This is a genomic window from Pseudomonas sp. MPC6, from assembly GCF_006094435.1.
Taxonomy (GTDB): Bacteria; Pseudomonadota; Gammaproteobacteria; order Pseudomonadales; family Pseudomonadaceae; genus Aquipseudomonas.
Map to the genome: position 1 here is coordinate 3,320,819 of NZ_CP034783.1, position 21,652 is coordinate 3,342,470.

The 21,652-nt window shown below is 62.2% G+C and carries 18 protein-coding genes; 12 read left to right on the plus strand and 6 right to left on the minus strand.

The features are described from left to right. Window positions 1-28 precede the first annotated feature (28 nt). From ELQ88_RS17445 to hutG, 6 genes are all read left to right on the plus strand, one after another. Complete coding sequence (locus ELQ88_RS17445) at window positions 29-835, plus strand: IclR family transcriptional regulator (protein WP_218190517.1); 807 nt, start codon at window positions 29-31, stop codon at window positions 833-835. A gap of 60 nt (window positions 836-895) precedes the next feature. Further along, complete coding sequence (locus ELQ88_RS17450; protein WP_138966604.1) at window positions 896-1,651, plus strand: transporter substrate-binding domain-containing protein; 756 nt, start codon at window positions 896-898, stop codon at window positions 1,649-1,651. 68 nt (window positions 1,652-1,719) lie between these two features. After that, a complete protein-coding gene (locus ELQ88_RS17455; protein ID WP_138966606.1) occupies window positions 1,720-2,385 on the plus strand; it encodes an amino acid ABC transporter permease in 666 nt (221 codons plus the stop codon). Next, window positions 2,385-3,158 carry an amino acid ABC transporter ATP-binding protein gene (locus ELQ88_RS17460; protein WP_128871411.1) on the plus strand — a complete coding sequence of 258 codons (774 nt, stop codon included), beginning with the start codon at window positions 2,385-2,387 and terminating at the stop codon, window positions 3,156-3,158. Before ELQ88_RS17455 ends, ELQ88_RS17460 begins: the two co-directional genes overlap by 1 nt. 65 nt (window positions 3,159-3,223) lie before the next feature. Then, the gene (locus ELQ88_RS17465) at window positions 3,224-4,642 is read left to right on the plus strand and encodes a formimidoylglutamate deiminase (protein ID WP_138966608.1); all 1,419 of its coding nucleotides are present in this window, start codon (window positions 3,224-3,226) and stop codon (window positions 4,640-4,642) included. Further along, window positions 4,639-5,442 (plus strand): N-formylglutamate deformylase, encoded by an 804-nt coding sequence (gene hutG, locus ELQ88_RS17470; RefSeq protein WP_138966610.1) that lies wholly within the window; start codon window positions 4,639-4,641, stop codon window positions 5,440-5,442. The genes ELQ88_RS17465 and hutG overlap by 4 nt, the downstream gene beginning before the upstream one ends. Window positions 5,443-5,561: 119 nt before the next feature. On the opposite strand, the gene ELQ88_RS17475 is transcribed toward hutG, so the two are convergent. The 6 genes from ELQ88_RS17475 to ELQ88_RS17500 form a co-directional block, all read right to left on the minus strand. Then, window positions 5,562-6,545 (minus strand): MDR family oxidoreductase, encoded by a 984-nt coding sequence (locus ELQ88_RS17475; RefSeq protein WP_138966612.1) that lies wholly within the window; start codon window positions 6,543-6,545, stop codon window positions 5,562-5,564. A 47-nt stretch (window positions 6,546-6,592) separates the two neighbouring features. After that, complete coding sequence (locus ELQ88_RS17480) at window positions 6,593-7,219, minus strand: TetR/AcrR family transcriptional regulator (RefSeq protein WP_128871409.1); 627 nt, start codon at window positions 7,217-7,219, stop codon at window positions 6,593-6,595. 506 nt (window positions 7,220-7,725) lie between these two features. Next, complete coding sequence (locus ELQ88_RS17485) at window positions 7,726-8,961, minus strand: serine hydrolase (protein WP_138966613.1); 1,236 nt, start codon at window positions 8,959-8,961, stop codon at window positions 7,726-7,728. A 129-nt stretch (window positions 8,962-9,090) separates the two neighbouring features. After that, window positions 9,091-10,779 carry an amidohydrolase gene (locus ELQ88_RS17490; protein WP_138966615.1) on the minus strand — a complete coding sequence of 563 codons (1,689 nt, stop codon included), beginning with the start codon at window positions 10,777-10,779 and terminating at the stop codon, window positions 9,091-9,093. Window positions 10,780-10,923: 144 nt separating this feature from the next. Then, entirely contained in the window at window positions 10,924-12,330 is a 1,407-nt protein-coding gene (locus ELQ88_RS17495; RefSeq protein WP_128871407.1) for an MFS transporter, read from the minus strand. Between the two features lie 164 nt (window positions 12,331-12,494). Further along, window positions 12,495-13,412: a LysR substrate-binding domain-containing protein gene (locus ELQ88_RS17500; RefSeq protein WP_138966617.1), complete on the minus strand. Its 918-nt coding sequence runs from the start codon at window positions 13,410-13,412 to the stop codon at window positions 12,495-12,497. 113 nt (window positions 13,413-13,525) lie between these two features. Between ELQ88_RS17500 and ELQ88_RS17505 the strand changes: the two genes are divergently transcribed. From ELQ88_RS17505 to ELQ88_RS17530, 6 genes are all read left to right on the plus strand, one after another. After that, window positions 13,526-15,247, plus strand: coding sequence for an acyl-CoA dehydrogenase family protein (locus tag ELQ88_RS17505; RefSeq protein ID WP_138966619.1), 1,722 nt, complete (start codon window positions 13,526-13,528; stop codon window positions 15,245-15,247). A 32-nt stretch (window positions 15,248-15,279) separates the two neighbouring features. Then, window positions 15,280-16,470, plus strand: coding sequence for a CaiB/BaiF CoA-transferase family protein (locus tag ELQ88_RS17510; protein ID WP_138966620.1), 1,191 nt, complete (start codon window positions 15,280-15,282; stop codon window positions 16,468-16,470). Window positions 16,471-16,546: 76 nt separating this feature from the next. Continuing rightward, complete coding sequence (locus ELQ88_RS17515; RefSeq protein ID WP_138966622.1) at window positions 16,547-17,341, plus strand: enoyl-CoA hydratase; 795 nt, start codon at window positions 16,547-16,549, stop codon at window positions 17,339-17,341. Further along, window positions 17,338-18,870, plus strand: a complete 1,533-nt coding sequence (locus tag ELQ88_RS17520) for a 3-hydroxyacyl-CoA dehydrogenase (RefSeq protein ID WP_138966624.1) — start codon at window positions 17,338-17,340, stop codon at window positions 18,868-18,870. The genes ELQ88_RS17515 and ELQ88_RS17520 overlap by 4 nt, the downstream gene beginning before the upstream one ends. A gap of 34 nt (window positions 18,871-18,904) precedes the next feature. Beyond that, entirely contained in the window at window positions 18,905-20,107 is a 1,203-nt protein-coding gene (locus tag ELQ88_RS17525; RefSeq protein WP_138966626.1) for a 3-oxoadipyl-CoA thiolase, read from the plus strand. 73 nt (window positions 20,108-20,180) lie between these two features. Next, window positions 20,181-21,506: an OprD family porin gene (locus tag ELQ88_RS17530; protein ID WP_138966628.1), complete on the plus strand. Its 1,326-nt coding sequence runs from the start codon at window positions 20,181-20,183 to the stop codon at window positions 21,504-21,506. Window positions 21,507-21,652: the final 146 nt, after the last annotated feature.

The window sequence follows — 21,652 nt, forward strand, 5'->3', positions numbered from 1 at the left end:
TGAGCGCCATTCGCGGGCAACGAAATTAGTGTGGCCGTATTTCCCGCAGGATGAGAACACGACTCCAAAACTGATAATAGCTACCTATACTGAAGCCATGAACGATTCTGGAACCAAAAGCATCGTCGATCGTGTCCTGCAGGTATTGGCCTGCGTGGCCAAGGCCGGACGGCCGATGGGTGCCAAGCGCATAGCCTCGCAAGTGGGGATGCCGTTAAGTACGGTTTACCGTCACCTTGCGGTCCTGAAGAAGTGGGGGCTGTTGCAGGAGCACATGACATCGGGCCTCTTTGCACCGGGGGCCACGGGTGTGCAACTGGCCTGGGGTTTTGATCAGAACTCGAACCTGATCAACCAGAGCCGCGACGAAATCAGCGCACTGGTGGAACGGACCGGCGAAAGTGTCGGCCTGCTGGTGTACAGCAACGAACAGATGGTCTGCATTGCGATGGAAGAGTGCAACCGGTCGCTGCGCTGCTCCTTTACCAAGGGCCGCGCGCATTCGTTGATGCATGGCGCATCGGCAAAGAGCCTGCTGGCATTTCTGCCCGAAGAGCTTCGCCAGCGCCTGATGCAGGAGCAGTTGGGCGACTCGCCGCAATGCCTGCAGGCATTGGAAAAGGAAATCATTGAAATCCGCAGGAACCGTTTCGCCACCAGCGACAGTGAAGTCGACCTGGGCGTCTGGGGGGTCAGTGTGCCACTGATTTCCCATGATGAAAGTCTCCAGGGCACCATCACGTTGATGGCGCCGTCGCTACGAGTTGGATCACGCGAAGCTGAGCTGATCAGCCTCACAAGAAAAGCAGGCAGCCGTATCAGCAATCGGTTCTAGCCTGTCGCTTGCCCACTGTTCTGACCCTTTTCAGAACTCACCCTCGCCGAGGACCCCTTGATGAATGCTTCCAAGTTGCTAAGCCCGATCGCTGCGGTATTTGCCCTGCTCACCATGATCTGTATGCCTGCCCAGGCGGCGGATGAGGTGATGCGAGTCGGCACCGATGCCACATTCCCGCCAATGGAATTTATCAAGGACGGTCAGCGCACAGGCTTCGATGTCGAATTGATCGAAGCCTTGGGCAAACAGATGGGCAAGAAAGTTGAATGGGTCGACATCGGTTTCAAAGGGCTGATTCCCGGCCTGATCTCCAACCGGTTCGATGTGGCGGCCTCGGCCATCTACATGACCGACGAACGCCGCCAGGTCGTCAACTTCACCGACTCCTACTACCGTGGCGGTCTGGCGGTGCTGGTCCTCAAGGACGACACCACGATCAATAAACCCGCCGACCTGGTGGCCGGCAAGAAAGTCACCGCGCAGGTAGGCACCAAATCGATCGAGTTCCTGAAAAACCATTACCCGGCGGTCCAGGTTGTCGAAGTCGAGAAGAACCAGGCCATGTTCGACCTGCTGACCATCGGCCGGGTCAACGCCGCCGTCACCGGACGGCCAGCCGCGGTGGAATATGCCAAGTCCGAGCCGCGGGTTCGGGTACTGGATGAAGGCCTGACCACCGAGTTGTATGGTTTTGCCATCCGCAAGAAAGACACCGAACTGGCTCAGCAAATGAACCAGGCGTTGCAAACCCTGCGCAACAACGGTGAATACGCAGCACTGACACTCAAGTGGTTTGGCACAACAAAAGAATAATGACCTGATCGCCGTCCTGCGTATTCGCGCCGGATGTCTTCCAGTGGCTTAACTTGCGGAGTACATATATGGACCTCGATTTTTCCCCGGTCTGGGCGGGCTGGCGCGCGCTTTTGGCGGGCACCGGCGTCACCCTCGAAATCACGGCTGCAGCGCTGGTGCTCAGTTGTATTCTGGGTTTGTTGATCGGGCTTGGTCGGCTGAACAAAGACCGCGCGATCATCTACGGTTTCTGCACCACCTACCTGACACTGGTACGCGGCACGCCGCTGCTGGTGCAACTGTTCATCCTGTTTTTCGGCTTGCCGCATTTTGGCATTCAGTTGCCTGCCTATGTGTGCGGCATTTTCGGCCTGGGTATCTACAGCGCGGCCTACGTGTCGGAAATCGTCCGCGGTTCGATTCAGTCGGTCGAAAAAGGCCAGATGGAAGCCGCGCGCTCGCTGGGCTTGCCGTACCGAATGGCGATGCGCAAGGTCATCCTGCCCCAGGCATTCGTCCGCATGATCCCGGCACTGGGCAACGAGTTCATCGCCTTGATCAAGAACTCTGCACTTGTGTCGTTGTTGACCATTGCCGACGTGATGCACGAAGGCGAGAAAATCATCAGCGTGTCCTACCGCTCGCTGGAAGTGTACCTGGCCATCGCAGTCATCTACTTGATACTCACCGGTACCACGACATTGATTCTGCGTAGAACCGAACAAATGCTGCGTGCGGACGGGAGAGTGTGATGAGTGCAACCATTATCGACATCAAGAACCTGAGCAAATCCTTCGGGACGCACCAGGTGCTGCATAACATCGATTTTTCCGTGCAGACCAGCCAGGTGGTCGTGGTGATCGGGCCCAGCGGCTCGGGCAAGAGCACCTTCCTGCGCTGCATGAACGGCCTGGAAACCGCGGAAGGCGGCACGCTGCACGTCTGCGGCCACACCGTGGTCGAGCAGGGCCAGATGATGTCCGAAGCGAAACTGGATGAAATGCGCAGCGAAGTGGGCATGGTCTTTCAGTCGTTCAATCTGTTCCCGCATCTGACGGTGCTGGAAAACGTCACGCTGGCGCCCCTGTCCCTGCACCGGAAGTCGCGCAAGGAAGCCCATGAGCAGGGCTTGCAGCTGCTCGACAAGGTTGGCCTGAAACACAAGGCCGATGTGTATCCCGGCACCCTGTCCGGCGGCCAGAAGCAGCGAGTGGCCATTGCCCGCGCCTTGGCCATGGACCCTAAAGTGATGTTGTTCGATGAGCCGACCTCGGCGCTCGACCCGGAACTGGTGGGTGAAGTGTTGCAGGTGATGCAGACCTTGGCCGCCGAAGGCATGACCATGATCATCGTCACCCACGAGATGGGATTTGCCCGTGAAGTGGCCGACGTGGTGGTGGTCATGGACCAGGGCGCGATCGTCGAGGCAGCGCCGCCAGCCGAGTTGTTCACCGCACCCAAGGAAGCGCGCACCCGCAGCTTCCTGCAAAGTGTCCTGGCCCGCGACGCTTCGCACGCCGGCTGATCGGCCCGTTCCTGTCTGTTTTTTGCGAGGTTACCGTGAAGCCCGATGTCGATGTAAATGCTCCCATGGATCGCGATTCAAATCCTGATTTGACCCATCGCAGCCTGTTTGCCGAACGTGCACTGCTGCCTGGTGGATGGCACGACAATGTGCTGTTGCGCTGGGACGAGGCCGGCGACCTGAGCGAAATCCGTGTCGATGCCACCCGCAGCCCGGACATGCCACTGGCGTCCGGGCCAGTGGTCAGCGGCATGCCGAATGTGCATTCCCATACGTTCCAGCGCGCCATGGCCGGCCTGACCGAAACCATGGGCGACCCGGCCGATTCGTTCTGGAGCTGGCGCACCTTGATGTACCGGTTCGCCCAGCGTCTGCAGCCAGAACATTTGCACGCCATCGGGCGCCAGCTCTACATCGAGATGCTCAAGGCCGGTTACACGTCGGTGTGCGAGTTTCACTATGTGCACCACGGCGCCGACGGGCAGCCTTATGCCAATCCGGCAGAGCTTGCGCAGCGCATCGTCAGCGCGGCGCAGGAGGTCGGAATCGGCATGACGTTGTTGCCGGTTCTCTATCAGTACAGCGGCTTCGGGCAGACCGAGCCCCTGGCGCACCAACGACGCTTCATCTCCTCGCCGGAGTGGATTCTGGCGCTGCGCCAGCGGATGAAGGCCTCCATGCCCGAGAACGCCAATCTGCGTTATGGCGTGGCCCCGCATTCGTTGCGCGCGGTGTCCGAGACGTCGCTGTCGACGCTGCTCGAGGGCCTGGATGCCGATGACGACCAGGCGCCGATCCACGTTCATATCGCCGAGCAGACCAAGGAAGTCGACGACTGCATCGCCGCCCTCGGCCAGCGTCCGGTGGCATGGCTGCTGGCGCGCCAGCCCGTGGACAGCCGCTGGTGCCTGGTGCATGCCACGCACATGAACGACAGCGAATACGCCGACCTCGCGCGCAGTGGCGCCACGGCGGGCCTGTGCCTGACGACCGAGGCCAACCTGGGCGACGGTGTGTTCGATGCGCAGCGGTACCTGGCGGCCAACGGTCGCTGGGGGATTGGCTCCGACAGCAATATCACCGTCAACCCCTGGTCCGAACTGCGCTTGCTCGAGTACGGCCAGCGCCTGCTGCACCGCCGCCGCAACGTACTGGCCGACGTCAACGCGCCGGTGATCGCCGACCGGTTGTTCGGCCAGGCGGTGATCGGCGGCGCCGCCGCAACCGGTCGGCGAGTCGCGGGGTTGTCCGTGGGGCAGCGCGCCGACTTCGTCGTGATCGACCGGGATGCGCCCAATGTCGACCCCGACAATCCGCGCCAACTGCTCTCTGCGCTGGTGTTCTGCGAGCACGGCGGTAATCCGGTGCGCGACGTGTTCGTCGGCGGGAACAAAGTCATCGATAACGGCCAACATGCGCTGCAGGTCAACGCTCTGCACGACTACCGCGCCACCCTTGCCCAATTGTTGAAGGAAGCCGTATGAATCACGACGCCGTATTTACCCTGCAGCAGGGCCAGGGGCCGCTGCTGATCTCCATGCCGCATGTGGGGACCCATCTGCCCGACGACCTTCGTCCCCGGTTCAGCCCGACCGGGCTTGCCGTGGACGACACGGACTGGCATATCGAATCGCTGTACGACTTTGCCGGCGCTCTGGGCGCATCCGTCCTGCGGCCGCTGTGCTCGCGGTATGTGATCGACCTGAATCGCCCGACCGACGGCGAAAACCTGTACCCCGGCCAGAACACCACCGGCCTGTGTCCGCTCACCACCTTCGACGGCGTGCCCCTGTACCTCGATGGGCAGGCGCCAGACGAAGCGGAAACGGCGCGGCGCCTCGAGCTTTATTGGCAGCCGTACCACCGCGCCCTGCAGGCGGAACTCGAGCGAATCAAAGCCGTCCATGGCTATGCCTTGCTCTGGGATGCCCATTCGATTCGATCGGTCATTCCCCATCTGTTCGATGGCGAACTGCCGGTGTTCAACTTCGGGACGGCCAACGCAACGTCCTGCGCCGCCGGCATCGCCGAGACCCTGCTGGCCTCGGCCAAAGACGCTGTGCCAGACTTGCCGGCGGTGTTGAACGGCCGCTTCAAGGGCGGTCACATCACCCGCACCTATGGCAACCCTGCACAACGGGTGCATGCGATCCAGCTCGAGTTGGCACAGCGCAGCTACATGCAGGAAGTCGCCCCCTATGCGCTGGACGAGGCGCTGGTGGCCCGGTTGAAGCCGGTGCTGGCGACGCTGGTGCAGCAGTTCATGGGGTTCAAACCCAGCTGAGTCTCACCACAAAAGCGCCTCATCTGTAGGAGCGAGCTTGCTCGCGATGGACTCCGGAACACCGCGGTTATCCAGCAAACACGCGTTATCGTTGGCGACCATCGCGAGCAAGCTCGCTCCTACACATCCAGTGCGACCACCAGGCGCCCTCGTACCTGGCCAGCCAACAGTTTCTGCGCCATCGGGATTATGTCTTTGAGCGCGACCGTCTGGGTGATCCGCTCGAGCAGAGTGCGGTCCAGATCGCGATCCAGCCGATTCCAGGCGTCGATCCGGTCCTGTCGAGGGCGCATCACGCTATCGATCCCGGCCAGGGTGATCCCGCGCAGAATGAACGGTGCCACGCTGGCAGGGAAGTCCATCCCCTGGGCCAGTCCGCACGCGGCCACCACACCACCGTAACGGGTCGCGGCACAGGCATTGGCCAGGGTGTGGCTGCCCACGGAGTCGATCACGCCCGCCCAACGTTCCTTGACCATGGGCTTGCCCGGCTCGCTCAAGCTGGCGCGGTCGATGATGTCGCTGGCGCCCAGCGCCTTGAGGTAGTCCGATTCCTCTGGTCGGCCTGTGGACGCGACGACCTGATAACCCAGGCCGCTCAACAGTGCGATGGCGAAACTGCCGACCCCGCCATTGGCGCCGGTCACCAGGATCTCGCCGCTTTCGGGCGTGACGCCGTGGCGTTCCAGGGCCATCACGCAGAGCATGGCGGTGTAGCCGGCGGTACCGATGGCCATGGCCTGTGCCGCAGTGAATCCGGCGGGGAGGGGGATCAGCCAGTCGCCGTTGAGTCGTGCCTTTTGCGCCAGGCCACCCCAATGGTTTTCACCCACGCCCCAGCCATTGAGCAGGACCTGGTCGCCGGCTTTGTAGGCCGGGTTGTCGCTGTGCTCGACGGTGCCCGCCAGGTCGATGCCCGGGACCATCGGAAACTTGCGCACTACCGGGCCTTTGCCGGTGATGGCCAGGGCATCCTTGTAGTTCAGCGTGCTGTAGTGCACGCGCACCGTGACGTCACCCTCGGGCAACTGAGTCTCTTGCAGGCTCTGCAGGGTGGCGCGATAACCCGCGTCGTCTTTCTCAATCAGAATGGCGTCAAACATCGTTCTGCTCCTTTTAGACTGATCGTCTATAAATAGTGCAAAAAAAGTCAGGCTTTAAGTCCTGACAAGAAACCGCGCAAGAAAATATCCAACGGATGCGTGTTGCCAGTCAGCCGCGCACGCAGTACCGCACCCTCCCAACCGATCCAGAAAAACGCCGCCTGGTCCTCGCAATCCACCGCCGGGTTCAGTTCACCGCAGGCCTTGGCCGTTTGCAGGCAACTGCTCAAGCGCGCTTGCCAGGAATTGATCACGGCGTCCAGGCGTTGTTTGAAGCTGGCCGGCAGCAAGGTCACTTCCTGGCCCAGGTTGCCCACCAGGCAGCCACGCTTGAATTCATACTTGGTCATGCCGCGTTTGGCGTCTTCGACGAAGGCGGTTATGCGTTGCAGCGGCGGCAGGTCTTCGTTGAGGAAATGCCGATCGAGGCGCCGTGCGAAATAGTCGGCGTAGTTGTCCAGCACGGCATGCCCGAAGGCCTCCTTGCTTTCGAAATAATAGTAGAACGAGCCTTTGGGCACGCCGACCTGGGTCAACAGCAAATCGATGCCGGTACTCATGAAGCCCTGTTCGGTCAGCAGCGCGGTACCGCTGCGAATCAACGCATTGCGGGTGTCGGGATTGGTGCGGGGGCTTTTCGGCGGACGCCCGCGGCGTTTAGGCAAGTCGGTCATGGCATGAATATAGACCGATCGTTTATTAATGCAAGTTGAAAAAATGACTTGCGCCTGATGGCGTTCAAGAGTGTCCGGCTAGAGGTCCGGACGCAATGAGCGTGGTGACCACCCGGCGAATCACTTGGCGACTTCGGCACTGGCCCGGCGCGATCATGGAGCTGGCTTGCCAGCGAAGGCTACCTCAAGCCTTGCAGTGACCATGCAGACGCCTTCGCCAGCAAGCCGGCTCCTACAGGGTTTGGCATTGACCACCATTCATATATACGCCGGTGATCCCTTGTAGGAGCTGGCTTGCCAGCGAAGGCTACCTCAAGCCTTGCAGTGACCATGCAGACGCCTTCGCCAGCAAGCCGGCTCCTACAGGGCTCAGTGTTTTCCATAGTCCACCCCGCCGGGACCGGCCGCAGTGGTGTGACACACTGCGGCCGTTGAAGCATTGTCAGGCGATTACGGGTCGGGCAATTGCATTGCCCGGGCCTGTCAGAAGGGCAGGGCCAGCGCTCTCATTGCTTGAGCGCCTTGATCGTTGCGGCAAAGAAGTCGTTATCCTGGACGGTGGCCATGCGTTGCGGCTTGGGCAGGGCGCTCCAGACCACTATCACCACGTTCTCCTTCGGGTTCACGTAGACGTGCTGGCCGAAGATACCGCGTGCTTCGAACGCGCCTTCGTTGGGTGTACCTTCGGCATCGGGGATCGGCCACAGCATGTAGCCATATTTCACCTTCTTGCCATCCACGATCTTCGGCGACCCGGCTTCTTTCACCCAGTCCTTGGGCAGAATCTGCTCGCCATCGGCGACGCCGCCATTCATCAGGAACAGGCCGAAACGCCCGTAGTCGCGCAGGCGGGCGGACAGGCCGCTGCCGCCGACTTCCAGGCCATTGGGCGATTCCAGCCACCAGGTTGCGTCAGACTCCATGCCGACCTTGCTCCAGATGCGCTGGGACAGGTAGTCGCTGACGGGCATGCCGACCGCTGCGCGCACCAGTGCACCGGCGACGTGGGTCTCACCCGTGCTGTAGTTCCACAGCGTACCCGGTTCGGCGACCCGAGGCAGCGAGGCCATCAATTTCAGGACGCCACCGGGAGTATGCGCATTCTGCACCTCCAGCATGCGCCGACGATCGGACTTGGGATCGGTGTAAGCCTCGTTCCAGCCCACCCCGGAAGTCATCTGCACCAGGTTGCGTACCGTCACGCCATCGTAGGCACTGCCCTTGAGTTCAGGCAGGTAGCTGACGATCTGGTCATCGATGCTCTTGATGTGCCCGTCCTGGATAGCGGCGCCGATCAGCGTGGCCGTGATGGACTTGACCACCGACATCGACATCCATCGTGTCTTCTCGGTGTTGCCCAACTGGTAGGTTTCATAAGCGATCCGGCCGTCCTTGATCACCAGCAAACCACTGACCCGATTCAGCGACACGTAGTCGTACAGGTCATAGTCCTTGCCATTGGATTGGAACTTGAAATTCGCCAGCGGTTTTCCGGCCGGCAGCGCCAGGACCTTGCCGTCATGCTTGATGGTCCGGGTCGGGAACAGGCGATCGATGTTGCGGAACGTATTGGCCTGGACGTCGGGCATCAAGGCGCCGTCATAGACTTGCTGCACCGTGCCGATGGTCTCGGCGGCATGCGGGTTGACCACATTGCCGGCCAGAGCCAGGGAGGTGGACATGGCAATGGCAGAGGCCAGTACGATTTTTTTCAGAGGTAACGAAGCTGGAAGTACGCGCATTTTGTATTCACCAGGATTGGGCGGATTCAACCGGTCGCCGCAACACCTCAATCAAAGGTGTTGCGACGACCGGATGCCGCCGTGTTTTCGTCAGTCAGGTATAGCAGGCAGCAGCCTGCCAATTCCGGGTCAGTTGGGCGCCTGGTAGACAGATTGCCCTTCTACGATCGTTTCGAGCACCTTGATGTCCTTGATGGCCATCGGATCGACTGTCGCGATGTTGTCCGACAGCACCACCAGGTCCGCAGACTTGCCGACCTCGATCGACCCACGGTCCTTTTCTTCAAAGTTCTGGTAGGCCGCGTTGATCGTCGTCGCGCGAAGGGCATCGGCCACCGGAATACGCTGGGCGGCGCCGAGGACCTGGCCGCTGGTGGTCACCCGGTTCACTGCGGCCCAGATCAGGCGCATCGGTTCCATCGGAACGATGGGGGTATCGGTGTGGATGGTGTAGATCAAGCCCCGATCCTTGGCCGATCGGGTCGGGCTGATACGTTCCGCGCGGTTTTTGCCAAGGAACAGGTCGCGGTGCCGGTCACCCCAGTAATAGGTGTGCAGCACAAAGAAAGAGGGGATGGCGTTCAGTCGCTTGACCTCGTCCAGCTGGTCCTCGCGCATCATCTGCGAATGGATCACCACTTGCCGGGCATCTTTGCGCGGGAACACTTCTTGCGCTTTGCGGTAGGCATACAGCACATCGTCGATCGCCGCATCGCCATTGGCGTGAATCATGATCTGGCGGCCGGACTTGTGGACCTGCAATACCCGACTGGCCAGATCCTCACGGGTGAAGCGTGGGAATCCGCGGTAAGCCTCGTCGCCATGGAACGGCGTGTGGTAGTGCTCGCCGAGAAATCCGGTATAGCCTTGAATCGACCCGTCCGAGAATTCCTTGACCCCGCCGACCTTGATCTTGCCGCTGGTTAGCGCCACCTTGTCGACCGCGTCCATGGTGTCGAAACTGCTCCAGGTCACCACACGGATCGGCAGTTTTCCAGCCTGCGCCGAGTCGTCGAGCATTTTCAACAGCACTGGCGTGGTCCCGGCCCCGTGATTGGCCGTGGTGACACCGTGCGCCGCATACCACTGCCCGGCCAGGCGGATGCCTTCCAGCTGTTGCGCTTCGGTCAGGGCAGGCCTGAGCTTGCCCACCAGGGGCAATGCAGTCTCCTCCAGCACGCCATTGGGTTCACCGTTGGCATCCCTGCGGATGACCCCGCCAGGCGGGTTGGGAGTGTCGGCCGTGATGCCGGCCAGTTTCAGTGCCGCGCTGTTGGCGACCGTGAGATGACCGGATACATGGGTGATGTAAATCGGCTGGGTGCTGGACACCTTGTCGAGGTCGGCGCGGGTGGGATGGCGCTTCTCGGCAAGCAGCGTGTCGTCGTACCCCGAACCGCTGATCCACTCCTGCGGGCCGACCTTGGCCTGTTGCGCCTTGAGTAACCCGACGAGGTCGTCGATGTTGCGAACGGTACCTATGGGCGGGCTGTTCAGGTCGGCGACGAAGGTCCCGGTGATTCTGGAAATCGCGAAATGGCTGTGGGCATCGTAGATCCCGGGGATCATGGTTTTCCCCTTCAGGTCCACCACCCGGGTGTTCGCCCCGATGTATCCGGCAAGGGCCTTGGATGCTCCCACCGCGAGGATTCTGCCGTCTCGGACCGCCACCGCTTCAGCGGCACTGTTGTCCTTGTCGACCGTCAGCACGTTGCCGTTGGTATAAACCACCTGGGCTTCCAGCTTGGACGGGTCTTGAGCGGCGTAGGCGTTGGCCGTCAGTGTGGCAAGCAGCGCAAAGGCAAATGTGTGGTGCATTGAAAATCTCCTTGGGTATCTGTTGCAGGGGGGCTGCAACAGAACGGAAAGTCATTCAGCTCATGGAAAGAGGATGGCGTTGTCGACCACGGCCTCAGTCAATCCGGACGTTGGCCATGGTCAAGCGCAGTGCGAAGCGTCGGATCAGGGCGTCACGAAGGCGGCTGAACCCTGCTTGCGGTCGGTCCCGTTCTTGGGGGATGGGCCGCTGTCTTCAAGCGCGCGCTCATCGGCGTCCGCCTGTTCCGCGGTCGAGAGATCCGAGGCCGTATGGCCGATACGCTTGAGCAGCAGGAGCATGCACACCAGGGAAACCAGGGCATAGGACGCGGAAGCGATCGCCACGCCGATGATGCTGCCGGTCGAGTTGAGAATGCCTTGGGCCAATACCGGTGTCGCGCCGCCGACCAGCAGCGAACAGAGCTGGTAGGAAATCGACAGGCCGCTGTAGCGCACCTTGGTCGGGAAAGCGCGCGCCAGGATGCCGCCCACGGCACCGTAGAACATTGAGTGTGGAATGGTGGCCAGGCACATGCCGAGCGCCGCGATCCAGTAGATCTTGGTTTCCACGGCGAAGAACATCGCCGGCATGAGGATCAGTTCCGGAATGATCATCAGGGCGACGGCCTTGCGCATGTCGATCTTCGACACCAGCAGCGCACCGAACGGCTGGACAATGAACTGCACGACCAGGGACATGATGATGACGCTGAGGAACGTGCTTTGGGCGTACCCCAATTCCTTGGTGGCCCAGGACAGGGCGAAGGTACTCTTGAAGTAAGTGACATGGATGATCGGCAATACGCCGGCACCCAGCAGCACGATCTGCCAATGGTTGCGCAGCACTTCAAGGATCGGCAGCTTGACGGTTTTCTTCTGCTTCATGAGACGCTTCATGTCATCCGACTCTTCCAGCTTGAGGCGAATGACCATGCCGACGATCACCAGGGCAGCGGACAGCAGGAACGGAATGCGCCAGCCCCAGAGCATGAAGTCCGATACCGGCAGGGCACTGAGCCCGAAGAACACCAGGGTCGCCAGCAGGTTGCCCGCGGGGGAGCCTTGCTGGGCGAAGGCGGCATACATGATGCCCTTGCCCTTGGGCGCGTTTTCGCTGGCGATGAGAATGGCGCCACCCCATTCACCACCCACCGCGATACCCTGGATGATGCGCAGGACCACCAGGGCAATCGGGGCCCAGATGCCTATCTGCAGATAAGTGGGCAGCAGGCCGATGCAGGTGGTGGCCACCCCCATCATGACCAGCGTGATCACCAGGGTAGTCTTGCGGCCGATTTTATCGCCCAGGTGCCCAAAGATGATCCCGCCTATCGGCCGCGCGACAAACCCGGCCCACAGTGTGAGGAAGGACAACAAGGTGGCGGTGCCCGGCGCAAGGTCGGCAGGAAAGAACACCTTGCCGAAGACCAGGGCGGCGGCAATGCCATAGGCATAGAAGTCATACCACTCGATGGTTGTTCCGATGAACGAAGCCACTCCCGCCTTGCGGGCTCTCTTATGCTGCGCGGCAACTTCCTGGACGGCATTCATATTAAGTTCCTGCTTGTTATTATTTTCATATGACCCCTCGAAAACGGTTAAGAGGTTTGTTGATGTATCGGCGCCCCCGGCGCTGGCAAGGTCCGATAGGTTGGAGCCTATACAGACGCAACGATAAAAAATAATGATTAAATTTTATTGTGTGATACGGGATTTCATATGGTCGAGCCGACTTGCACGCCAGGCGTACCCGGCAGTTGCAGGGCCTTGAATACTTCCAGGAAGCTCTGCGCAGCGGCGGACGGCAACACGGCCAGACGAATGGCGTGGATCTCGGAAAGTGCGCCGGTGCCGTTGATTTCGCAGTAACGGACTCCGTCCTTCCAGGTCGTGGCTAATGTCTGGGGCACCAGGGCTACGCCCATGTCGTAAGCGACCATGGTCACCACGGTTTGCCAAAGGCGGGTCTCATGGCGGATGCGCGGGCTGAAACCGGCCGCCACGCAGCGGGCGATGATCAGGTCGTGATAGTGCGGGGAGACCGTGCGGGGAAACAGGATGAAGTCGTCGTCCGCGAGGGACGCCAGGTCGATTCGCGATTGATCCGCCAGCCGATGAGAGGAGGGCAGGCAGCAGAGAAATGGCTCGCGCAGAATCAGCTCGCAGCTAATGCTTTCGGGAAATATGCTCCAGTGCACGAAACCGATATCGATCTGGCCGCGCTGCAACGCCTGCGCCTGTTCGGCACTGTTCATCTCCGTCAGGACGATCTCGGTATCCGGGTGGTCCCGCTCGAACGCTTTGACCGCCTGAGGCAGGCCGCGGTACAGGATCGAGTTGACGAAGCCGACACTCAGGCGCCCGGCGAAACCCTGGGCTGAACGCAAGGTCAGGCGCTTGGCCTGCTCGGCGCGCAGCAGCAGGTAACGCGCCTCGTCGAGCAGCACCTGGCCGGCGTTGGTCAAGCTCACCGACTTGTTGTTGCGATTGAGCAACTGGATGTCCAGTTGGCTTTCGAGCTTCTTGATGTCGAAGCTCAAGGCCGGTTGGGAGATGAACAATCGCGCGGCCGCTCGTCCAAAGTGCAGCTCTTCGGCGACGGCGACAAAGTAACGAAGTTGCTTGAGATCCATGCTGATCTGCCTCGTTCTACGATAAGTTTTGATTATCGTAGTTGATTTACTTTGTATTAGATAGTTATCGGCGGCGCCCCTACTCTTGGCTCACAAGAATCAGGAGAGCCACTATGAATGCCCCGTCAGTACGCGACCACGACCCACTGAATATCCCCGATAGCCGGGGGCTGAACCTGTTTGAATGCGATACCGGTCTGGCCGCCTTGCTCAAGGTTTATCTGCCGTCCGAACGCTATGCCCAATGGCTGCCGACCTGGCAGCAACTCGGCGCCCGCGCCGGTGGCGAGCTCGATGTGCTGGCGCTGTCGGCCGACAAGAACCCGCCGAAACTGTTGCCGCGCACCCGTCGGGGTGAAGACATCCAGAGCATTCAGAAGCACCCGGATTTCGTCGAACTGGAGCGGGTGGCTTATGCCGAGCTCGGCCTGGCTGCGATGAGCCACCGCGACGACGGCACGTTGCCGCTGACCAAGTATGCCTTGACCTATCTGTTCGTACAGGCCGAGTTCGGCCTGTGCTGTCCGGTGAGCATGACCGACTCCCTGACCCGCACCCTGCGCAAGTTCGGTTCCCCCGAGTTGGTGGCGCGGTACTTGCCGTCGCTGGTCTCGCAGGATTTCGACACTCTGTTCCAGGGCGCCATGTTCATGACCGAGCAAGCGGCGGGCTCCGATGTCTCGCGCACTCAAACCCGGGCCAGGCTGACGGACGGCGAGTGGCAGCTGTTTGGCGAAAAGTGGTTCTGCTCCAATCCCGATGCCGACCTGGCCATGGTCCTGGCGCGCCCGGAAGATGCGCCGGAGGGTATGTCGGGCGTGAGCCTGTTCCTGTTGCCCAAGCTGCGCCCGGACGGTTCGCGCAACGCCTACCGGATTCAGCGTTTGAAAGACAAACTCGGCACGCGCTCGATGGCCAGCGGCGAGATCACCCTGGAAGGCGCCACCGCCTACCTGATTGGCGAAGTCGGTCGCGGCTTCCAGCAAATGGCCGACATGGTCAATATGTCGCGCTTGTCCAACGGCGTGCGTGCGGCCGGCTTGATGCGCCGGGGCGTCAACGAAGCGATGTACATCGCGCGTCATCGTCAGGCCTTCGGCAAGCACTTGATCGACATGCCGCTGATGCAGCGCCAACTGCTGAAAATGATGTTGCCCACCGAGCAGGCACGCTCGATGTTCATGCAAATCGCTACGCTGCTGCCCAAGGCCGATGCCGGCGATGAGGCCGCGCGCAAATGCGTGCGCATCCTCACCCCGCTGATCAAGTTCCGCGCCTGCCGCGATGCGCGCCGGGTCACCGGCGACGCCATGGAAGTGCGTGGCGGGATCGGCTACATCGAAGAATGGAGCGACGCGCGACTGGTGCGCGATGCCCACCTGGGTTCGATCTGGGAAGGCACCAGCAATATCGTGGCGCTGGATATCGGCCGCGCCGTGACCCGGGAGAATGCTCTCGAACCTTTGCATCAGCATCTGGCCAACGTGCTGGCCGAGGCCGCCTTGCCGGCTGCGAGCCATCGCTTGTTCGAGTCCGTGCTGCAACGGACCGTGGCGCGACTGGCCGAGGTCGCCCATGAGCGCCGCGACGAGCAGATACGCCAGGCCGGCAGTTCGCTCTATCACATCGCCACCGCGATTTTCATGGCCTGGGAAGCCAGCCGTCAGCCCGATGATGCCCGGCGCCTGGCCTTGGCCCACCTGCTGCTGCAACACAAACTCTTGCCCCGCGATCCGCTGAATCCAGAGCCTGCGATCGACGCCGGACTGCTGTCGCGCCTGGCCAACGAAAGCCCGCTTCTGCAAGCCGAAGCCATGCAGTTGTTGCCGGCCTGAACGGCCCTCACCCAATTGAGCAGAGTGTACTTATGAATCCTTCCAAAGGGGCCCTCGAGGGCCTGAAAGTGATCGACCTCAGCCGGGTGCTGGGCGGGCCTTACTGTTCCCAGGCACTGGCGGACCATGGCGCCGAAGTGATCAAGCTCGAACCCTTGAGCGGCGATGAGACGCGCGGTTGGGGCCCACCCTTCGAGGGCGCGGACGCTTCGTATTTTCGCGGCGTCAACCGTAACAAGCAGGGGATCGCCGTGGACCTGTCCCGGCCTGAAGGCATCGAGCTGCTGATGTGCCTGCTGGAAGGCGCCGATGTGCTGATCGAGAACTTCAAGCCCGGTACCTTGAAGCGCTGGGGCATCGATTACAGCGAAGTCCTGAGCCAGCGTTTTCCCAGGCTGATCCACTGTGCGATCTCCGGCTTCGGTGGCGATGGCCCCTTGGGTGGCCTGCCGGGTTACGACGCGGCGATCCAGGCGATGGCCGGGTTGATGAGCGTCAACGGCGAAGCCGACAGCGGTCCGCTGCGCATTGGCCTGCCGATCGTCGACATGGTGACTGGCCTGAATGCCCTGGCAGGGGTTCTGCTGGCACTCAACGAGCGGCATCGCAGCGGCCTGGGGCAGTCTCTGGACATCACCCTGTACGACTGCGGCGTGTCGTTGCTGCATCCGCATGTGCCGAACTACCTGGCGTCCGGCAAGACCCCGCAGCTGACCGGCAATGCCCATCCCAATATTGCCCCCTATGACAGTTATTGCACGGGCACCGAGCGGATTTTCCTGGCGGTGGGCAACGATGGCCAGTTCGCCAAATTGTGCAAGCAGCTGGGCGCCGACGACGTGCTGGAGGATCCGCGCTTCGTCAACAACGGTACGCGCCTGGGCAACCGCGATGCGCTGAAACAGGCGCTGGAAACACACCTGGCCCGGCATGACGGCGCGGCGTTGGCGCAACAGCTGATCCGGGCCGGGGTGCCTTGCGGGGCCATCGCGACGGTCGACACCGTGGTTGCCCACCCGCATACCGCGCACCGCGGCATGTTGGTGGATATCGGTGACGACTATCGGGGCATCGGTTCCCCGGTGAAGCTTTCGCGCACCCCGGCCACCTACCGCAGTGCGCCCCCGACGTTGGGGCAAAACACCCGTGAAGTCCTCGAAGGCCTGGGGCTGGATGAGCAGGTGATCGAAAAGCTGTACGCGACGGGCATCGTTCGCGGTTGATCCGGGCCTGGATAACGCCAGCTGCACAGCGCACTGGCACCCAGCCTGACCCTTACACCCTATGGCAGGAGAAATCATGAGCCACCAGACCGATAGTCCTGAACCCTTGGTCCTGCTGGAGCAGCCCGCGCCGGGCGTGGCGCTGCTGCGGATCAATCGGCCCAAGGCGCGCAATGCGCTGAACATGGCGTTGCGTGAGGAACTGGCCGGACACTTTCGGCGCCTCGATGAGTGTGACGCTACCCGCGTCATCATTCTCACCGGCAGCGACACGGTCTTCGCCGCTGGCGCGGACCTCGGCGAGCTGGTCGACGCCACGGTGATGGACGTGTATGCCCGGCACGCCGAGCGTCATTGGCAAGCCATTTCCGCGTGCAGCAAACCGGTGATCGCCGCGGTCAATGGCTTCGCCCTGGGCGGTGGCTGCGAGCTGGCGATGCATTGCGACCTGATCATCGCCGGCAGGTCGGCGCGTTTCGCCCAACCGGAAGTCAAGGTCGGGGTCATGCCGGGTGCCGGTGGCACTCAGCGGCTGGTGCGTGCCGTCGGCAAGTTCCAGGCGCTGCGCATGTTGTTCACCGGCTGCCAGGTAACGGCCGAAGAGGCGCTGCGCATGGGCCTGGTCAGCGAGGTGGTGGCGGACGCCGAGACCCTGGCGTCGGCCCTGGCGATCGCGGTCAGCATCGCCGCCATGCCGCAGATCGCCGTGGCGCAGATCAAGGAAGTGGTGCTCGCCGGCATGGATCTGCCGCTGGAGTCGGCGCTGGTGCTGGAGCGCAAGGCCTTCCAGTTGCTGTTTGCTTCCAGCGATCAAAAAGAGGGCATGCAGGCCTTTCTGCAAAAACGCCAACCGGAGTACATCGGTCGATGAACCCACACGCATTGCAGCGCATCGGTGTCGTCGGGACGGGCGCCATGGGGCAGGGCATCGCCCAGATCATGGCCCAGGCCGGGTTGGACGTCTTGCTGTTCGATGCTCGCGAAGGTGCGGCGAGCGCGGCGCGAGAGCAACTGGCGGCGACCTTCGCCAAGTTGCAGGAGAAGGCGCGGATCACCCCGCAAGCGGCCGCCGAGGCGCTGGAGCATTTGCAGGTGGTCGATAGCCTGCAAGCCCTGGTGGATTGCCAATTGGTAGTCGAGGCGATCGTCGAGAACCTTTCGGTCAAGCAGGGTCTGTTCCGGCAACTGGATGAGTTGCTCGACGCGACGACCGTGCTGGCGAGCAATACCTCGTCACTGTCGATCACCGCGATCGCCTCCGTCTGCAAGCACCCCGAGCGTGTGGCCGGGCTGCATTTTTTCAATCCGGTACCGCAGATGCGCCTAGTCGAAGTGATCGGCGGTATCGCAACCCGGCCGGACGTCATCGAGCAACTGCAGGCGCTGGTCAAGCGCATCGGTCATTACCCGGCCATTTCCAAAGACTCCCCGGGGTTCATCGTCAACCACGCCGGTCGAGCCTTCGGCACCGAGGCGTTGCGCATGCTCAGTGAGGGCGTCGCGCCGGTGGCGCTGATCGACGCGGTACTGCGCGACGGTGCCGGCTTTCGCATGGGGCCGTTTGAATTGCTGGACCTGATCGGCCTGGATGTCAGCCTGCCGGTGATGGAGTCGGTGTATCGACAGTTCTATGAAGAGCCTCGTTACCGGCCCCATCCGCTGCTGAGCCTGATGCAAGCGGGCGGGCACCTGGGGCGCAAGAGCGGCCAGGGGTTTTACCAGTACGAAGGGCAGGGCGCCGCGCCGCGCCGGGTTCAGCCCGTGCCGCAGTGTCCACAGCTGCCGCCGGTGTGGGTGGCGGGCGATGATGAAGTTGGCAAGACGCGCTTGCTGGCCTTGCTTGAACACCTGGGCGCCGAGATCGAGCGCGGCCCGCGGCCGTCCGCCGAGGCCTTGTGCGTGCTGGCCTCGCTGGGTGACGACACCGCCGAATCCGCCCTGCGTCACGGCACGGACCCCGCGCGCACCGTGGCGATCGATACCTTGCTGGAACTCGACAGCCTGCGTTGCCTGATGGTCAGCCCGGCGACCCGGCTGGACATGCAGAACGCCGCCCATGCGCTGTTCAGCGCCGACGGCGGCACGGTGGCGATGATCCGTGACAGCTGCGGTTTCATCCTCCAGCGCACCCTGGCCTCGATCGTCAACCTGGCCTGCGATATCGCTCAGCAGGGCATCGCTTCGGTCGCCGACATCGATATGGCGGTGCGCCTGGGACTGGGTTATCCGCAGGGGCCACTGGCGTGGGGCGACCAGTTGGGTGCTGCGCGCCTGCTGCAGATCCTGCAACGCATGCATGACCTCACCGGTGACCCGCGTTACCGCCCCAGCGGCTGGCTACGCCGACGGGCGCGCCTGGGCATGTCCCTGTGCCAGCCGGAAAACCTGATGCCGGCCTGATTTGTCTCAACCCATTTTTAGCGGAAACATTGCCATGCTTGATGCCTATGTTTACAGCGGTTTGCGTACACCTTTCGGTCGCCATGCCGGCAGCCTGTCCGGGGTGCGCCCGGATGATCTGGTCGGGGGCCTGTTGGCCCGGATTATGGAAGCGTCGAATTTCCCTGCCGAAGCGCTGGAAGATGTGATTCTCGGCTGCACCAATCAGGCCGGTGAAGACAGCCGCAATGTGGCGCGCAATGCTTTGCTCAGTGCCGGTTTGCCGTTCAGCGTGCCTGGGCAGACAGTCAACCGCTTGTGCGCCAGTGGCCTGTCGGCAGTGATCGATGCGGCGCGGGCAATCACCTGCGGTGAAGGTCGGCTGTACCTGGCCGGCGGCGTCGAGAGCATGTCGCGGGCGCCCCTGGTGATCGCCAAGGCCGAGAGCGCTTTCAGCCGGACCCAAGAGCTGGCGGACAGTACCATCGGCGCACGTTTTTCCAACCCGAAGCTGGTGCAGCGTTACGGCAACGACAGCATGCCGCAGACCGGCGACAACGTTGCCCTGGCGTATTCCATCAGTCGCGAGGACGCTGATCGTTTCGCCGCCGCGTCTCAAGCGCGTTACCAGGTCGCCTTGCAGGCTGGCGTACTGGACGACGAAATCCTGGCCATCGACGTGCCGACCGGGCGCAAAGGACAGACCCAGCGCGTCAGCCACGACGAGCACCCGCGACCACAGTCCGACTTGGCGGCATTGTCGCGGTTGCAGCCGCTGTTCCCGAACGGCGTCGTCACCGCGGGCAACGCCTCGGGAATCAACGATGGTGCCGCCGCCGTGTTGCTGGGCAACCGCGAGATCGGCATTGCGCATGGGGTGCAACCCATGGCACGGATTCTCTCCTCGGCAGTGGTCGGGGTAGAGCCCCGGATCATGGGCATTGGCCCGCACCGGGCGATTGAAGTGGCCTTGCAGCGCGCCGGTATCAGCCTCGCCGAAGTCGATCTGATCGAGATCAACGAGGCGTTCGCCCCACAGGTGTTGTCCTGCCTCAAGGCGCTGGAGCTGAGTTTCGACGACCCGCGGGTCAATCCCAACGGCGGCGCCATCGCCATCGGCCATCCACTGGGCGCCTCCGGAGCCCGGCTGGTGCTGAGTGCCTGTCGCACCTTGCAGCGCAACAACCTGCGCTACGCCGTCGTCAGCCTCTGCGTCGGGGTGGGCCAGGGCGTGGCCATGGTCATCGAGCGCGCCTGAGCCTGGAGCTCGGCGCAACCCCCTATATCAACAATAAAAAAGGGCGCTCAAGCGCCCATGGGATAGCTTTGTCATGAATCAGACTTCAACCCTGAAACGCCTGGCACTGGGCGTCTTCACCTGTTCCGTCGGCCCGCTCGCCCATGCCGACTTCATCAAGGACAGCCATGCCACCCTGGCCTTGCGCAACATGTACCTCAACCATGACTACCGCGATCAGCCGGGCCCTGCCGGACAGAGCAAAACCGAGGAGTGGGGCCAGGGGTTCATGCTCAATTACACCTCGGGCTTCACGGCCGGGAGCCTGGGTTTCGGCGTGGATGCCATGGTGCTGCAGGGCGTAACCCTGGACAGCGGCGCGGGTGATCATCGCGGCAGCTCGATGATTCCAAGCGACGGCGATGGCGCCGCCGCTGCATGGAGCCGTCTGGGCGTGACCGGCAAATCGCGCCTGGGCAAGACCGAGGCGCGGCTGGGCACACTGACGCCCAAACTGCCGATCCTGCAGGCGAACGACGGTCGCCTGCTGCCGCAGACGTTCGAAGGGGCACAACTCACCAGCCAGGACATCGACAACCTGACCGTCACTGCGGGCCGCCTGGACCAGGCCACGTCACGGGCGTCCAGCGACCGTACCGGCCTGGCGGTGGGTGGCGGCACCCGGGAAAGCGATGAATTCCTGTTCGCCGGGGCCGACTACAAACTCAGTAAAAACCTGACCGCACAATATTATGTGGCCAACCTCGAGGACTATTACACCCAGCAGTTTTTCGGCTTGCAGCATACGCTCGCGCTGGGCGAAGGCCAGTCGATCAAGACCGACCTGCGTTACTTCGATACCGGCTCCAGCGGCGCCAACGGCTCAGCCCGCGGCCGCGCCGACGGTTACCGCGTCGGGGGCTATACCCCGGACAATTCCGGCGAAATCGATAACCGAACCTGGAGCGCGATGTTCACCTACTCCGTGGGTGGCCATGCGCTGACGGGGGGCTACCAGCAGGTTTCCGATGGCAGCAACTTTGTCCAGCTCAACCAGGGCACGCTGCCCGGCAAAGGCGCCCAGGGCGCGAGCCTCTATCTGTTTACCGATCGCCTGCTCGCCAGCTTCAACCGCGCCGGCGAACGCACCTGGATCGGTCAGTATGCCTATGACTTCGCTCCGCTGGGCGTGCCCGGCCTGCGTGGTTCAGTGAGCTATTTCAAGGGCGATCACATCAAGAGCGCCACCCACGTCGACCAGCAGGAATGGGAGCGCGACCTGGCGCTGGACTACGTCATCCAGAGCGGCCCGTTCAGCGGAGTGGCCCTGGGCTGGCGACACAGCACACTGCGCTCGCAGCTGGCTCCCGCCCAAGACCTGAATCGTCTGGTCGTCAGCTATACCCTGGCGCTATTCTGATTGCCGGGGCACCGTTTGTAGAAGGGGCCAGGCCGCAAGTTCGGTTTATCATTGAGCTCGGCAGTTTGCCGAGCTTGACCCAGGCTTGCCGGTCGTTCTTATAGTTAGTGTTCCATCAGGGAGTGGTTCAGGCCTATCAGGCCGAT

Coding starts and splice junctions, on each gene's coding strand:
- ELQ88_RS17450 (WP_138966604.1), top strand. CDS start 896: ATGAATGCTTCCAAGTTGCTAAGCCCGATCGCTGCGGTATTTGCCCTG.
- ELQ88_RS17510 (WP_138966620.1), top strand. CDS start 15,280: ATGAATCCTTCCAAAGGGGCCCTCGAGGGCCTGAAAGTGATCGACCTC.
- ELQ88_RS17465 (WP_138966608.1), top strand. CDS start 3,224: ATGGATCGCGATTCAAATCCTGATTTGACCCATCGCAGCCTGTTTGCC.
- hutG (WP_138966610.1), top strand. CDS start 4,639: ATGAATCACGACGCCGTATTTACCCTGCAGCAGGGCCAGGGGCCGCTG.
- ELQ88_RS17485 (WP_138966613.1), bottom strand. CDS start 8,961: ATGCGCGTACTTCCAGCTTCGTTACCTCTGAAAAAAATCGTACTGGCC.
- ELQ88_RS17475 (WP_138966612.1), bottom strand. CDS start 6,545: ATGTTTGACGCCATTCTGATTGAGAAAGACGACGCGGGTTATCGCGCC.
- ELQ88_RS17480 (WP_128871409.1), bottom strand. CDS start 7,219: ATGACCGACTTGCCTAAACGCCGCGGGCGTCCGCCGAAAAGCCCCCGC.
- ELQ88_RS17460 (WP_128871411.1), top strand. CDS start 2,385: ATGAGTGCAACCATTATCGACATCAAGAACCTGAGCAAATCCTTCGGG.
- ELQ88_RS17490 (WP_138966615.1), bottom strand. CDS start 10,779: ATGCACCACACATTTGCCTTTGCGCTGCTTGCCACACTGACGGCCAAC.
- ELQ88_RS17500 (WP_138966617.1), bottom strand. CDS start 13,412: ATGGATCTCAAGCAACTTCGTTACTTTGTCGCCGTCGCCGAAGAGCTG.
- ELQ88_RS17525 (WP_138966626.1), top strand. CDS start 18,905: ATGCTTGATGCCTATGTTTACAGCGGTTTGCGTACACCTTTCGGTCGC.
- ELQ88_RS17505 (WP_138966619.1), top strand. CDS start 13,526: ATGAATGCCCCGTCAGTACGCGACCACGACCCACTGAATATCCCCGAT.
- ELQ88_RS17520 (WP_138966624.1), top strand. CDS start 17,338: ATGAACCCACACGCATTGCAGCGCATCGGTGTCGTCGGGACGGGCGCC.
- ELQ88_RS17495 (WP_128871407.1), bottom strand. CDS start 12,330: ATGAATGCCGTCCAGGAAGTTGCCGCGCAGCATAAGAGAGCCCGCAAG.
- ELQ88_RS17455 (WP_138966606.1), top strand. CDS start 1,720: ATGGACCTCGATTTTTCCCCGGTCTGGGCGGGCTGGCGCGCGCTTTTG.
- ELQ88_RS17515 (WP_138966622.1), top strand. CDS start 16,547: ATGAGCCACCAGACCGATAGTCCTGAACCCTTGGTCCTGCTGGAGCAG.
- ELQ88_RS17530 (WP_138966628.1), top strand. CDS start 20,181: ATGAATCAGACTTCAACCCTGAAACGCCTGGCACTGGGCGTCTTCACC.